Source organism: Undibacterium sp. Dicai25W (genome assembly GCF_049340505.1).
Taxonomy (GTDB): Bacteria; Pseudomonadota; Gammaproteobacteria; order Burkholderiales; family Burkholderiaceae_D; genus Undibacterium; species Undibacterium jejuense.
The window spans coordinates 113307-128346 of the sequence record NZ_JBMPOQ010000010.1; the positions used below are offsets into that span (position 1 = coordinate 113307).

At 44.1% G+C, this 15040-nt stretch carries 14 protein-coding genes; 6 read left to right on the plus strand and 8 right to left on the minus strand.

What is annotated here, in order from left to right:
• Window positions 1–24: 24 nt before the first annotated feature.
• A complete protein-coding gene (locus tag ACO0KY_RS12985; protein ID WP_423046647.1) occupies window positions 25–594 on the minus strand; it encodes a DUF7482 domain-containing protein in 570 nt (189 codons plus the stop codon).
• 472 nt (window positions 595–1066) lie between these two features.
• On the opposite strand from ACO0KY_RS12985, the gene ACO0KY_RS12990 reads away from it, so the two are divergent.
• Both ACO0KY_RS12990 and ACO0KY_RS12995 read left to right on the plus strand, forming a co-directional pair.
• A complete protein-coding gene (locus ACO0KY_RS12990) occupies window positions 1067–1474 on the plus strand; it encodes a DUF4279 domain-containing protein (protein WP_423046649.1) in 408 nt (135 codons plus the stop codon).
• Between the two features lie 548 nt (window positions 1475–2022).
• Window positions 2023–2457 (plus strand): Imm50 family immunity protein, encoded by a 435-nt coding sequence (locus ACO0KY_RS12995; RefSeq protein ID WP_423046651.1) that lies wholly within the window; start codon window positions 2023–2025, stop codon window positions 2455–2457.
• Between the two features lie 150 nt (window positions 2458–2607).
• On the opposite strand, the gene msrA is transcribed toward ACO0KY_RS12995, so the two are convergent.
• On the minus strand, window positions 2608–3105 hold the full coding sequence (gene msrA, locus ACO0KY_RS13000; protein ID WP_423046653.1) for a peptide-methionine (S)-S-oxide reductase MsrA: 498 nt from the start codon (window positions 3103–3105) through the stop codon (window positions 2608–2610).
• Window position 3106: 1 nt separating this feature from the next.
• On the minus strand, window positions 3107–3553 hold the full coding sequence (msrB, locus tag ACO0KY_RS13005) for a peptide-methionine (R)-S-oxide reductase MsrB (RefSeq protein ID WP_423046655.1): 447 nt from the start codon (window positions 3551–3553) through the stop codon (window positions 3107–3109).
• A gap of 430 nt (window positions 3554–3983) precedes the next feature.
• Between msrB and yghU the strand changes: the two genes are divergently transcribed.
• The 3 genes from yghU to fumC all read left to right on the plus strand — a co-directional run bounded on the left by yghU (window position 3984) and on the right by fumC (window position 7914).
• Window positions 3984–4859, plus strand: a complete 876-nt coding sequence (yghU, locus tag ACO0KY_RS13010) for a glutathione-dependent disulfide-bond oxidoreductase (protein WP_423046657.1) — start codon at window positions 3984–3986, stop codon at window positions 4857–4859.
• Between the two features lie 141 nt (window positions 4860–5000).
• A complete protein-coding gene (locus tag ACO0KY_RS13015) occupies window positions 5001–6401 on the plus strand; it encodes a PLP-dependent aminotransferase family protein (RefSeq protein WP_423046659.1) in 1401 nt (466 codons plus the stop codon).
• Between the two features lie 115 nt (window positions 6402–6516).
• Complete coding sequence (fumC, locus tag ACO0KY_RS13020) at window positions 6517–7914, plus strand: class II fumarate hydratase (RefSeq protein ID WP_423046661.1); 1398 nt, start codon at window positions 6517–6519, stop codon at window positions 7912–7914.
• Window positions 7915–8011: 97 nt separating this feature from the next.
• On the opposite strand, the gene ACO0KY_RS13025 is transcribed toward fumC, so the two are convergent.
• The 3 genes from ACO0KY_RS13025 to ACO0KY_RS13035 form a co-directional block, all read right to left on the minus strand.
• The gene (locus ACO0KY_RS13025; protein ID WP_423046663.1) at window positions 8012–9154 is read right to left on the minus strand and encodes a serine hydrolase domain-containing protein; all 1143 of its coding nucleotides are present in this window, start codon (window positions 9152–9154) and stop codon (window positions 8012–8014) included.
• 59 nt (window positions 9155–9213) lie between these two features.
• Entirely contained in the window at window positions 9214–9936 is a 723-nt protein-coding gene (locus ACO0KY_RS13030) for a substrate-binding periplasmic protein (protein WP_423046666.1), read from the minus strand.
• 66 nt (window positions 9937–10002) lie between these two features.
• A complete protein-coding gene (locus tag ACO0KY_RS13035; protein ID WP_423046668.1) occupies window positions 10003–10668 on the minus strand; it encodes a substrate-binding periplasmic protein in 666 nt (221 codons plus the stop codon).
• 938 nt (window positions 10669–11606) lie between these two features.
• Between ACO0KY_RS13035 and ACO0KY_RS13040 the strand changes: the two genes are divergently transcribed.
• The gene (locus tag ACO0KY_RS13040; RefSeq protein WP_423046670.1) at window positions 11607–12122 is read left to right on the plus strand and encodes a hypothetical protein; all 516 of its coding nucleotides are present in this window, start codon (window positions 11607–11609) and stop codon (window positions 12120–12122) included.
• Window positions 12123–12312: 190 nt separating this feature from the next.
• Here ACO0KY_RS13040 and ACO0KY_RS13045 read toward each other — a convergent pair whose 3' ends face one another.
• Window positions 12313–12978 carry a response regulator transcription factor gene (locus ACO0KY_RS13045; protein WP_423046672.1) on the minus strand — a complete coding sequence of 222 codons (666 nt, stop codon included), beginning with the start codon at window positions 12976–12978 and terminating at the stop codon, window positions 12313–12315.
• Complete coding sequence (locus tag ACO0KY_RS13050) at window positions 12975–14786, minus strand: ATP-binding protein (protein ID WP_423046674.1); 1812 nt, start codon at window positions 14784–14786, stop codon at window positions 12975–12977. The genes ACO0KY_RS13045 and ACO0KY_RS13050 overlap by 4 nt, the downstream gene beginning before the upstream one ends.
• Window positions 14787–15040 lie beyond the last annotated feature (254 nt).

The window sequence follows — 15040 nt, forward strand, 5'->3', positions numbered from 1 at the left end:
TGATTCCAGCGACTTGCCAACAGACTATGGCAATCGCGTACCCGGTAGCAACGAATTCTCCACCTTTACCACTGGACAATTGACAATGATGCGAAGCGGCTTGATCTGAATAAGATTCTGATCTTGCGCGGCTAACACTTCTTGCTCTGAGTGCAGTTCGTGTGGTGTTTGATCAGGCAACCAATAAACCGCATACAACTGCCACAACGGGCTGTAATTCGCGTTGCCGTTACCACCACCTAATGGCTGCGGGATCGAAGGCAAGACGCTACCTTGATCAAAATTCATAAACTTATAAATGCGATCAACTGAAGACGGCTTTCCCGGCACCGGAGGGTCTGGCGGCAATGCATTCGCCAGTCTGGCTACAAAATTAATGTTTGCTTGCTTTGCCATCGATTCATCCGAGATATCGGTCGTGAGATACCACACCCGCTTACCCTCAAACCAGCCTGGAACCAATGGCAGCGTCAGAAATTGATTCTCGGCATGGAAAGCAGACACGCTGGCACAACCGCTCATAAGTAGAGTACTCAGCAATGCTACGATGAAACTCAGCGAGACAAACTGGCAGCTAGTTTTACCTCGGTTCATGTCAATTTTCCTTGGTGAAAAGTTCATGTTTCAAAAAAGTTGATCAAACTTGATGTTTTCTTAACTTAGTCAAAGTATGTCACGAGAACTTACATTCACATCAAAATAATTCACTACCCCGTCGATCAGTGATCATATTTTCTATCGTTCTGACTGCATTTCAAATAAGCCGTCAATCGACACCTCATGAAAGCCATCCTCTGGGCTTAAAATATGTGGGGCGTTGCCTGATTCAGCTATAGAGTCCGCTAATAGCAACACGAATTTTACCGCCAATAAAATTGCTATTTTTTTATTTTTAATTTACTGTGCTCTATCACGAATGGCGGCTATGTGTGGTCAGCGGTCGCGTGGATTTTGAGGCAACTGGCGCTTCGCGACAGAGATTGTGTCAAAACAGAGGACGGCTGGTGGCAAAACCAGTCATTCGAATAAAAAATGAATTCCAAAATTAAATGTATAGGATAAATTGATGGCATGTTATTTCCGCGTTCAAGGAGAGGAATTTGATGTAAATAATTTCTTGATTAACTCACCTTGGAAGGACTCAGCTAATGCTTTTAGGAAAGGCGAGGAAAAATCAGTCGGAAAAAAACCGAGAGAGTATTCAAGCTTATCTATCGAAATTGGCGATGAATATGATGAAAGCGTTACACAGCAAATTGCCGCTTGTAGAGCATTCATTGAAGAAAATAGGGAAGAAATTGTCCGTTTGAGGAAGCACTCTGAACATGTGACTATTTGGTTTAGTCTTGCTTATTACCTTCCAATTGGCGAAGTCTATGCAGTTTGCCCATATTTTGAAAGCGAGTTCCTCACTGATTTAACCAGCATTGGTGCAGAGTTCGAGTTCAACGTATTTTGTTGTTCAGTAGAGTAAGTATATTGTCTGGCGGTACTCGACACATAACCGCCATTGCGACGCGAAGTCGCTTGTAAAAGTTGTTCCCACTTTGGAGAGAATCATCCGTGTCACCGAATGAATCTAGGAACCTGAATCATGAGCGATTCCGACAACGTAACGAGGCACCGGAAGATGCGGGATACAAATCGTGAGAGGTGTATTTTTTTGGCAGCCATAAGCTGGATGAGTACTAGATAGAGATATGGTGAAGACATGTGAAGTTGTGGTAAAGACCGTCAATGTGAACAAGCGGAAATGGCTTTTACGCTTGAGTTAAAAAGTATTGGAAGGGGAAATTGCGCCTTGGCTGTGCGCGTTCGTGCCCCACAAGCTTCCCGGTCGACAGCAGCCACCTAACCCGACGTACTTTGTAAGTGAAACGTGGAAACCGCGTATCACTCCTTTCGGGGACAGCAGACCGTAAGGCGTGCTTTTGCTGGTGCTGGATTAGGAACAAGGAAAAAGCGAACGCCATTCTGTAATGGAGTGGATGCCCGGCAATTTGATTATTTCCAAAAATGTAAATGAATATTGAGACCCATATCATTGGTGCGACTGACGTTATTAAGATACTTGGGTTTTGGCCAAGTTTTCACGATGCCGAAGTGATTTCATTCGGGATTGAACGTGGAATCACCTTGGGTAAGAATCCAGTTATTGCAAAGCTTTGTGTGCATGTGCGCAAATACGATACTGTTGGGGCAGGCACCGTTGAATATGCACAAGTGCTTTCCAAAAGCATTTTAATTAACCTTGCATTTGCTAACGTCGCAGATTTGGATATATCTGATTTTAATCATCAAAACGTAATCAATTCAATTGACGTCACCCTTTTAGAAGCAGAAGATCCCAGGGAATTTAGCGTATTTATCGATTCAATTTGGGGATTTGGTGGCCGATTCAAATGTTCGTCGATCGAAATTGAATCGGTAGAAAATATATTGAATGTCGCAAGTTGACTTTGGTTGCATAAACTGGGCTTCATACACATGATTTTGCTTATGTGCCTGACATGGCACGTGCGGCACGCAATTTACCAGAGGCAAATTGAAAAGCGTCCAAACAAACTTCGATAACGGGAAGTCTGTTTGGATCGTATTTAACAAGGTTTAACGGCGCGGTAATACCCAATTTGCGCGAGGAAAATGGCAAGTATAGCCATTTGGATGTTTTTCGAGATAATCCTGATGTTCCGGCTCTGCTTGCCAGAAGTCACCCGCGGGCTGAACTTCTGTCACGACTTTTCCAGGCCACAATTTGGATGCATTTACATCAGCAATGGTATTGTTCGCTTCCAGTCTTTGCTCTTCGCTGGTGAAGTAAATCGCCGAACGATACGACATGCCATGGTCATTGCCCTGACGCATCGGTGTGGTCGGATCGTGAATCTGGAAAAAGAATTCCAGAATTTTCCGATAACTAATCACAGCGGGATCAAAGTTAATTTCTATGCCTTCGGCATGGGTGCCGTGGTTACGGTAGGTGGCGTTCTTCACGTCACCTCCAGTGTAACCAACCCGTGTACTTTGAATGCCGGGCAATTTACGGATCAAATCTTGCATGCCCCAAAAGCAGCCACCTGCCAGCACGGCTCGTTCTGTCGTCATCTCAAACTCCCTCTACCTGACTGATGTAATCACCGTAACCCTCGGCGAGCATTTTCTCCAGCGGCACAAACCTCAATGAAGCCGAATTGATGCAATAGCGCAAACCGCCACGGTCACGCGGGCCATCAGGGAAAACGTGTCCAAGGTGGCTGTCGCCATGCGCTGAGCGCACTTCGGTGCGGCGCATGCCGTGACTGTCGTCGTGCAATTCTTTGATAAAACCATGGGTCAGTGGTTTAGTGAAACTTGGCCAGCCGCAACCGGATTCGTATTTATCTGCCGAAGCAAACAAGGGCTCACCAGAAACAATGTCCACATAGATACCTGGTTTTTTATTGTTCAGATATTCACCCGTACCTGGTCGTTCAGTACCGTTGCGCTGGGTGACATTAAACTGCTCTGGCGTCAATGCTTTAATCGCATCTGCCGATTTAGTGTAGCGTGTCATAAAAACTCCGTTTCAAGGTAATACACGATGCCTGATTTGTCGTTGCAAATTCAAATGGTGTGCATGAGGTAGTCGTCCGTGGCTGAAAAAGCTTACAGCGATCCCTTAAAGTTTTATATGCTAACAGAGTCTGTTAAGGAGAGTTGATGAAGCCTCGAATGACGGTTGGCAGCACAATTGCATGAAGCAAATTATCATTGTTTTAGTTACACCTGATCATTTTTAAAAAAATTCGTCTGTGGTGCCTCAACGACAACAGACATCAGGTATTTTTTAACTTGTCTACATGAACAAGCGTTCTAATGCCGATGTCTGATTTTCCTGCCTTTGATGCAAAAATTCTATTTGAGTTACCATTTAGACCTTTCCCTTTCATCAAGATACTGAGATCGGGGCCAACGGATAAAACCAAAGACAATTGAGGATGAAGATGACCGATTCAAGCACCTATACCGCACCAACAGTCTGGACCTGGGCTAAACCTAATGGTGGTACTTTCGCAAGTACCAATCGCCCGGTTGCCGGACCTACGCATGATAAAGAACTGCCAGTTGGCAAACACCCGTTACAACTGTATTCATTGGCGACGCCTAACGGTGTCAAGGTGACGATCATGTTGGAAGAATTGCTCGCTCTTGGTCATAGCGGGGCTGAGTACGATGCATGGTTGATCAAAATCGGACAAGGTGATCAATTTGGTTCAGGCTTTGTTGACATCAATCCCAACTCCAAAATTCCGGCTTTGTCAGACCATAGCGGTGATGCGCCTGTCAGGGTATTTGAATCGGGATCGATTCTCTTGTACCTCGCAGAAAAATTCGACGCATTTTTACCGAAAAATATTGCGGCTCGTACTGAAACCTTGAACTGGCTGTTCTGGCAAATGGGCAGTGCGCCGTATTTAGGAGGTGGCTTTGGACATTTTTATTCGTATGCGCCAACGAAAATTGAATACGCCATCGACCGCTTTGCGATGGAAGTCAAGCGTCAACTGGATGTGTTAAACCAACGGCTTGCAAACAACACCTATCTGGCAGGTGACGAATATACGATCGCCGACATTGCCGTATTTCCCTGGTATGGCGGTTTGGTAAAGGGTTGGGTCTACAATGCAACAGAGTTCCTGAACGTCACGGAGTATCAACACGTGCTGCGATGGGCAGAACAGATATCACAACGCCCGGCGGTAGTGCGCGGACGGATGGTGAACCGTACCAGCGGAGAACTGTCTGAGCAGCTCCATGAGCGTCACGACGCCAGCGATTTTGAAACCAAGACCCAGGATAAGATTGCAACGTCAAGTTAATGCAAACTGGATAGTGCGACGATAAGCAACTTCGTCGTCATACTATCCAAGCGATGTGCGGTCATCGCGCTTTCTATGTATGGAAAGAAATGAGGATTACACGGATAATATCCAAACACAAAGTCCCTACATAAAGACAAAATGCCGCAGTCCAAATCCATACAAGATGAAAGCCAGGTCATTGCCTGGTTAGGTCAATTTGTCCAGCATGGCGGACCGCGCTATATGCAGATCGCCGATTTCATCGAACGGGCAATCGACAATCAACAACTCAAGACCGGTGATCGCCTGCCATCGCAAAGGCGCATGGCTGAGCTATTGCAAGTCGATCTGACCACCGTCACTCGCGCTTATGAAGAAGCCAAACGACGTCAGTTACTGAGTGGACTTGGTGCTCGCGGAACCTACGCGACTGCACCCAAACTCGATCTCGGGCAGATGTTGGATCTGAGTATGAATACCCCTCCCCCACCCGCCAACGTCGATCTGGCAGAGTTGCTCAAGCAAGGATTAGCACAAGTACAGCGCAATGCCGACGATGATTTGCTAATCAACTATCATTTGGGTGGTGGCAGTCTGGATGACAGAGCCGCCGGTGCTGCATGGCTAAAACCTATGCTGGGAACGGTAACGCCAGAGCAGATCACCGTTTGTCCTGGCGCGCAAGCAGCACTGTTGGCTTTCATCATGAGCCTGACCAGGCACGGTGATGTCATTCTGGCTGAACCAGCGATCTATCCGGGCTTGCGTATGGCGGCAGAACAATTGGGACGACGCATCATTACGGTTGACATCGACATCGACGGCATGCGCCCCGATCTTCTGGCTGCAGCACTAAAAGAATATGCGGCGCCCATGGTTTATGTAAACCCGACCTTGCAGAACCCGACAACGCACACCATGCCCACAGCACGCCGTCAGGAGATCGCCAAAGTCATCGCGCACAGTGATGCCTATTTGCTTGAAGATGATCCGTATTGGCTATTGTTAGACGATGCGCCGCCACCATTGGCGACCATGATTCCTGAGCGCGTGTGTTACATCGCTACGCTGGCAAAATGTCTGGCTCCCGGCTTGCGTACGGCATTTGTCTGGCTGCAAGAACATGAACTGCAACAGCGTTTTCTTACCGCACTCAGATCATTCAGCCTGATGACACCACCGCTCACGAGCGCCTTGACATCACAATGGATACGCAATGGTACGGCCACGACTTTGTTAGCTGGCATCCGTGAAGAAGCTAGCCTGCGCCAACGTATGGCCGCCGATTTGTTAGCGGGACGATCCTGTTCAAATAATCAGGGGATACATGTCTGGTTACCGTTACCGAGTTATTGGACAGCACAAGAATTGGTACAGTCAGCACGCAATGATGGGCTTGCTATTACGCCGTCGGAAATTTTCTATAACCAAAGCAATCCACCACATAGCGTTCGCATCGCACTTGGTGGCATACGTCAGCGCGAACAATTGGCAGCGGCGCTAAGACGACTCTCGCATTTGCTGGCGCGACGGCCAGAAACTCATTTGCGTCACATTTAATTTCTGAAATTGCAATGTCATCTATAATTCAATGCGACATGTCTGAGTCGATTTAATCACCTTAGATAAGCCACCCTGATCGAAGAAATGAACATTTTGATGAGAGATGTAAACCATGCAAGCATTCAGAACTGAGTCAGATTCTATGGGTAATGTTGAAGTGCCTGCCGACAAATATTGGGGCGCCCAAACGCAACGTTCTATTCAACATTTTCCGATCAGCGTGGATAGATTTAAATGGCCTTTCGCCATGATACGCGCCTTGGGCATACTCAAAAAATCAGCAGCACTGGCTAACCTGGAATTGGGCGAGTTAGCACCAGACATCGCCAACGCAATATCACAAGCAGCGCAGGAAGTGATCGACGGCAAACTCAATGGGCAATTTCCATTGGTGGTGTTTCAGACCGGATCCGGTACTCAATCAAATATGAACGCGAATGAGGTCATCTCCAATCGCGCAATTGAAATTTTGGGTGGACAACTTGGCTCAAAAAAACCAGTGCATCCGAATGATCATGTCAACCGTGGACAGTCCTCGAATGATACCTTCCCGACTGCGATGTATATTGCCGTGGTCGATGAACTGTATCAAAAATTATTCCCTGCTCTCAAAGTATTACGCGATACACTCGATGCCAAAGCACAGCTATTTGCGACGACTGTAAAGACCGGCAGAACACATCTGCAAGACGCAACCCCGATCACATTGGGCCAGGAAATCGGCAGTTGGGTCGCACAAATAGATCACGCGACGCTACTCATCAAAGCATCGGTCAATGGATTGCTGGATTTGGCCATAGGCGGCACCGCCGTCGGTACCGGATTAAACGCTCATAGAGATTTTGGTGCAACCTGTGCGAAACATATTGCAGACCTCAGCGGCCACGCTTTCCGTTCCGCAGACAACAAATTCTTTGCGCTGGCGGCGCATGATGCGTTGGTCAATACTTCAGCCAGTTTACGCACTCTGGCGGGAGCATTAATGAAAATCGCCAATGATGTGCGTTGGCTCGCAAGTGGTCCACGCTGCGGAATTGGTGAAATTTTTATCCCTGAAAATGAACCCGGCTCATCCATCATGCCAGGCAAGGTTAACCCGACACAATGCGAAGCTTTAACAATGGTCTGCGTACAGGTATTTGGTAATGACGCGGCAACCGCATTTGCAGGCAGTCAGGGCAACTTCCAGCTCAATGTGTACAAACCCATCATGGTGCACAATGTGTTGGAAAGCATAGGCTTATTAGCCGACAGCTGCAAAGCCTTTAACGACCATTGCGCACTAGGCATAGAACCCAATTTGCCAGTCATCAATCGCAATCTGGACAATAACCTCATGTTGGTCACCGCCTTAGCGCCCCACATTGGTTATGACAACGCCGCAAAAATCGCCAAGACAGCACTCCATGAAGGTCTGACTCTGCGACAAGCGGCGCAACAACTCGCCCTGGTCACGCCAGCGCAATTTGATGAGTGGGTCAAACCAATGGCGATGACGAAGCCAGAGTAAGCGGTAGGTACACAAGGCTGATCGGTATTTCAGTGAGGTACGGTGGGTATAAGCCGCCGGCCCTCATAAAAAATTGACAGTACGTATTGCACCAAGCTTACTGACTAATATTTCGAATGCTAAGCACACGCTCAATACTTTCCGCAACGGGAGCAGCATGCCAATAATTCGATAACGCTATCACCACATAACCGCTGTTGGTGTATATATTGACGTTTCCACTGACACCCGGAAAACCGCCACTATGCCCGACAACAGGTCCCATTTTGCTGTTACTAAGTTCAAAACCATAACCGTAGCCACCGTGTTTTTGTGTTTCTTCAGGCGAATGGTTTTGCCATAGCGTTTTCAAGGTCGCTGGCTTGATCAGCCTGCCATCTTGCAAAGCCTGGGTGAAGTGCAGTAAATCACGCACGGTCGAATAACCACATCCAAAAGAGAAGCCACGCATCACGCCTTCAAAAGTGCTTTCTCTTATGCCTCCGGGCATCTTCATATAGCCCATTGCGAGGTTTTCCACTGGCTCGTCAAGCGCATAACTATCCGTGCCATTCATGCCAGCCACTTGGTAGATGTGTTGCCGCACGTAGTCATAATAATTTTGACCCGATAGTTTTTGCACAATCACTCCCAGCAATACATAGCCAGTATTGGCGTAATAATATCTTGTACCCGGTTCAAACTCAGGCTTTATGCCTTGCAACATAGGTTTTAAGTCATCGAGTTCTCGATACAGTGCACGCGAACTTTGATGCGCTCTTTCCATTGTCATAAACTCAGTTAATCCATCACTATGAGCCAGCAATTGGCCAATGGTGATGCGCTCGGTCACCTTGGCTGGCAACCAGCTTGAATCGATATACTTGTTGATCTTGTCGTCGAATGTGAGTTTGCCAGCTTCTGCCAGTTGAGCAATAGCGACTGCGGTAAACATTTTGCCGATAGAGGCGATATTAAATTTAGTATCTATCTTGTTCGGCACATGGTAGCGTTTGCTAGCTTCACCGCACACCCCTTCGGCAACCACATTACTACCTTGAGCAATCAACATCGCGCCAGAAAACTCATCACGCCGGCATTCTTCCTGAAAAACCAATTGCGCCTTAATTGCAAGCGCATCCTCTTCAACACTGAGTGATGCTCCCGCTTGGGCAGAAGGCGCATTCAATACGACGCCACAGGCCAGCAGAGAAATAATGGCAGATTTAAGAAAAAAATGACGTTGTGGTATTTGACTCATTTTTGTCCTTTAAGGATATGCAAAAATAAACAGGTACTTCTGCAAGAAAGCAGTAAAAACTATTCCACACCTAAATCTGATTTGACGGTTTTTTGAATATCTCTGATTGCTTTTTCGTTCTGCATTTTATTTAAAACGCTGGTCAGATCAGGAATTAAATCTGCATGTTTCTTATTTAAATAATGGTACACAGGAAAAACGACCAGAGCGGGAGAAAGCAGAGCAATTCCGGGAAGAGCGAGTTCCTTTATCATTGCCAACCCCGACAGACGATTGGTAACCACGACGTCAGAACGTCCCAACATCATTTTAAGTAAAGCATTGCGAAGTGATGTCGCCACTTCGATTTTCATACCTTTGGTGTTTTCTTCGATAATTTTGATACTCTTTACAAATCCTATCGTATATGGACGCAGACTTTCCCATCCATTGACAGGAAAATTCAGACTGCGAGAAAACACGACAATTTCATAATTCATCAGAGGAACCGGTACCATGACCAGATTTCGATACTGTGCTTCGATTCCTGCTTTACGATACAACTCACCATCCGTCAATCCAGAATCCGCACTTAACAATGAACGTTCACCTGGTAGTTCATTAATATCCACATGAATATTCAGTCGCCGGTATGCTTCGATAATGATTTTTTGAGCAATAATGGTGGCAGGATCACTCCCCATTAAAGTAGAAATATGCAGCATAGACGCTTGTTGCGCATGCGATGGCAACGCCATTAAAAACGGCAACCCTGTCAACTTTAAAAGTATCCGACGTCGCATGAATAGGTGTATTTCATGTCAATGATTCACCATTGTACCTGTTTCAAGCCGGGAAAAATGAGTGCTTTAAGGCAACATAGTTTTTGCGATATCAGCAGGTAAATATCGTTGATAAATCGATTCTAAGCTCCCATCTTTGCGCATCTCATCCATTGCATGACTTAATCGATCGACGGTTTCTGGTGGGATTCGCTGACGTGAAAGTACGATACCGTGAAGCAGAGGAGGATCATTAGACACATTCAAGAAATCGAGATCATCTTTTAAACGATTGCGAGAAATTAACGGCCCCCATGCCACCGGCATTGAAAACATCGCATCAGCACGCCCTATACTCAGCATACGGGCAACCATTTCTGCATCCGCGTACTCGTCAACTCGTCCTTGCTTTTTTAATTCTTCGATGGCGGAATCGATTTTCTCACCGTGTTTGAAAGATCGGACGATAGCCAATCGATATTTAGGATGATTAATGAAGCTTTGAAGTGAATTGACACCTTCATCTGGATGATGACGAACAAGCAAATAATTATTCGACTTAAAATAAATGATGAACCGTCCGAATTGTTCACGTTCTCGCGTTTTGATACCGGATACCGTCATATCCAGCGTGCCATCTTTCAAATGAGACCAGATTCTGACACGCGATTCGAGAACAGGGGTAAAGGTGCAATGAGTTCTGCGTGCCAGCTCATCGATGATATCTTTATCAATGCCAACATATTCTGACATCTCATTCCGATAGTACAAAGAGCCGAGTTCGTAAAATGCCACGACATATGGCCCACATTTCGACTCTGCTGCATATGCATCTGGTTGCGAACAGATCTGCAGAAATGCACAAACAATGAGGACGCGAATCATTGCAAATTGGTACATAACTGACTATCTTCGTATGATTTTTCAAGAAAAAATTTAATGGCGTAATGCATATATAAACTTATTGAAAATCAAGATCATTTCTTATGCCATTCAGTTATCTAAAATTTAAACTTTATGCGGCATCCAGATCTGCAAATAACTTATTTTCGGTACGCCTAAAAATTCAAGACCAGTGAATTAAAAATGCAAATTAGAGTTTAATTTATAAAACTAATTATTAACGATTAAATTTCTGCATTTCTAAAATTTTAATTTCGTCTAATTCACGGAATGAGCCAGAAGAATAATTTAAACATCTCTAAAAAAATTAAAGTTGGTCACAACTCAGCGATTTAATGAATTGGTTAAGCTGATGATGATTAACAGGCCAAAGTATATGCTCCGCACCAATCATCGCACGGTATTCGCCTTCGCTACAGAATCAAGCACTCATATATACCTTAATTCTTTTGGGTCTTTTGGAGAAAATCATACACACCACATAAATTTTCACAATCGTTTTCAAATAAAATTTTTATTCAAAAAAAATTATTTGTATCTTAGAAAAAGATAAAATTTTTTTTACTTTTCTCTAACTATGACGTGTGATTTTGAATTTCTCCTCAAAATTTACGAAAACTATGTCAAATTTTATATCATTTTCATAACTAAAAAATAAATTGTAACTTATTGATTTTTAATATAAATATTCAATTTTAAATAAAATATCCAGCACCAAAAAATGAGGAGTTTCTCTGTGGACTTTTTGTGCTAAAGTCGCCGAAAAAAATTGTACTCGGAGATTTAACATGCAAAACCAGATGCCTGCGAACTTACTTCATTTTTCTGACGTAGCGCATGAAGAGATGCAGTTCGTTCACGTGATGGAAACCTTTATCACAATCATGCAAAAGTATGATTTCTCTATTTGTTTTACCGGAAAAGATAGTCAACGTCTACAGTCTACCAATGCAATAGCAAAAGAGATTATTCATAGACTTCATGGAACAGATCGAGCCTCACGTCGCATAGAAAATTTGTTAAATTATTACGTTGCGTTGCCCTTTGAGGTTATCAAGTGGAAAGACATTGGTCGCTTTCCAGAGGTGGGCAACGCAATGAATGACATACTTTCCAAAACAGTCGATGAAGTGATTGAGGCTGCGAATTCCGGAAAAATTTCCCGTGATCGCGCTTTGGGGGTGATCAATGGCATTACGTCAGTCCTTCATCAAACTGGTGCCATCAGCTTGCAGTTGACCAAAGAAATCAACGATGAAATGAAAAGGAAAGTGAAGAAGAATTTTTTATTTAAGACGAATTAACCCGGTTTTAAATTTAACAGCGGCTTAATATAAAAGTTGCCAGCCGAGTTTGCTAGTGTCGCTTGATCACGACGCTTGATCGTATATCAGATCAGTGTTGTGAGATGTAGTCAAACTGATCCATAGCACCTCTACCTGTGATCGTTTCAGCCTATGAGTAGCCCGTAAAACTGTCAACTTTCCTGCTAGCTTAATTAGTTTTTTTCAGAGACAAGCGATTGCTGATTGGACTATCAACATCAAGAATTTTAAGTTGCGTCGCAATAAGTACCAATTCAGCCAAGCTACTTACCTGCATTTTTTCCATAACACTACTTCGATGTGCTTTGACGGTGCGTTCAGAATTGCCCAATTCATAGGCGATTTCTTTATTTAATTTCCCCCGTACTACCAAGTGAAGCACCTCCAACTCTCTCTCAGAAAGGGATGCGTAACGAAAACGTATGTCTTCTGACAAAGCACGTAATTTTCGTGCAGTTGCATCACGTTCCAATGCATTATTTATAGCGAATAGAAGATCCTCCTTCTGAACGGGTTTAATAAGAAAGTTATCGGCTCCAGCTTTAATTGCCCGTACACTCATGGAAATATTTCCGTAAGCAGTCAAGAAAATAATTGGAATATGGCTATTGCGACTGTTCAAATTTTCTTGAACTTCTAACCCACTCAGTCCAGGCATATTTACATCAAGCAGAATGCAACTAGGCTCGTCTTTAAACTCGGTTTGATAAAAGTGGGTTGCAGACCCGAAAGTACGTACACGAAAATCACAAGCGGTTAAGAGTAGGTTCATGCCCGAACGGATTGACGAGTCATCATCGATAACATACACAATTGGAGGCATAGCATTGTTCATATCGTCTCGCCAGTCAACAAAGGTAATTTAAAGCGCACAATGCCCCCGCCGATTCGATTTTCCGCCCAAATATGTCCACCATGAGCCTGTACTATCGATGCGGTAATCCATAAGCCCAAACCTACACCCTCAGGTTTTGTCGTAAAAAAAGAGTCAAATATTCGTTCAACGCCTTCGTCAAACCCCGTTCCCGTGTCTGTCACCGAAACCCTCATACTGCCATTACCATGCAACATCGTTTCCACGGTGATACGTCGCTCTTTACCACTTTTTCGATCAATGGCATCCATACTATTGAGCAGAAGATTCACCATCACCTGCTGCATTTGTGCGATATTAATAGAAGCTAACATCGTTTCTGGAGCTAGCTCCTGCTTAATATGGATACGTCTTATTTTGGCTTCGATAGATAAAAAACTTAACACTTTTCTGATTAATAAATTGATGTCCACGGAATCTAATTTGTTATCGGACTTCGTCAGTAAGCCTTGCATGTTCTTCATTACATCGTTAGCACGTAAATTGTCCCGTCGAATATTCGCTAAGGTATCCCGAACCAAATCCAAAGGGGGCGCATCTCTCTTGAGAAAAATCTGAGCCGCTTCGACATTACTCAAGATCGCTGCCAGCGGTTGTGCCAGTTCATGTCCAATCGCTTCTTTGTAAATGGAAGTCGTCATTTCCCGGTTCATGAGTGTAATTTGGCCCAGCAAGCGACGCGATACCTTGACTGCTTTCCCATGCCATCTTCTTTCAAGAATTAAGAGACCTATGACAACCATCAATAAAATAATCAATGCAACGACAGCTATTATCTGTTGATGATAACTTTGCCAAAGGCTTGGTGAATAGAAACGCTGCTCGCTACCGCTGGGAAAATTTTCAGGGTTAACTCTCCATCGTTCAACCTGTGCATGATCCAATATTGGCGCATATCCTACACTGATTAATTCTTGCTTATTTTGACTGTTACCGTTGAATATGTCCTGTGTAAGTTCCGCCGCATCCGTTGCCAGCTCATAATAATTAAAGGTCAATGCCGCCAAAGCACCCTTTCCAATTTCTCTTGGATCATCGACTAAAATAGGGCACGTTGCAATGTCCTTGATCTCATCAAACAGATCTCGTCCATATATTTTTCCGGTCGCTAAATCTTCCGTCAGCATTTCCATATAAATGACGGAATTAGAACCTAAATTGCTTACTTTTTCTTTGACTTCCTCTTTTGTATGTCCTCGTAAATCCAATACAGTCAGTCCATCAGACATCCTGGCAAGTGTTGACGAAGAAAAAGTCTTATTCATCTCACTTACCGGCATATCCCCTAACAACACAATTTGCGTTGTTGTAGGCAATAAGGTTTTGGCGGCGTTGACGACATTAGAGAAATTGGCACGAATGACGGTACCATTAATACTCGCCGGAACCGACATATGGGTAACTTCAATATCACTCGCCAACGTGAACACAATTGGAATAGTCGGCCAAAGACGTTTGTTGTATGCAAGTAAAAATTTGAGCGAGTTATGTCCGACGACAATAATGGCATCAACTTTGCGATTTCTATATTTTTCTTTCAGCCAAAAGGCGAGCGAATCCCGATACTTTTCATCTTGAAAATTCGATAAGTCTAAATTTTCATGCAATAAGACCAGTTGGCTTTTTTTACCTAAGCGCGTTTCTAAAGCCTCTTCAAGAGTAGTATAAAAATTCTCTAAATAGGGTGTTGTTCTCGCCCCCGGACTTAACACTAAAACGGTTTTGATATCGTCTGGTGTCTTGGCGTAACTATTGATGCTGATCGACATAAAAAAAACGACGACCAACCATGGATAAATTCGTATAACACTAAAAATTGACAACACGAATATCCTTTATTCGAAAAAAGTCCTCAAGAGGGATTGCGAGAATAGATTCAATTCATTAGTTCAATATAGAACACGACTATTCTAGTATAAATATCGAAAACCAAGAAAAAGACTGATTTAAATCAAATAAAGAAAGAACGCTTGTTGCATAGAGGTTTTACTTAGTACCACTTAACCCTTTTGGCATAGGAAAA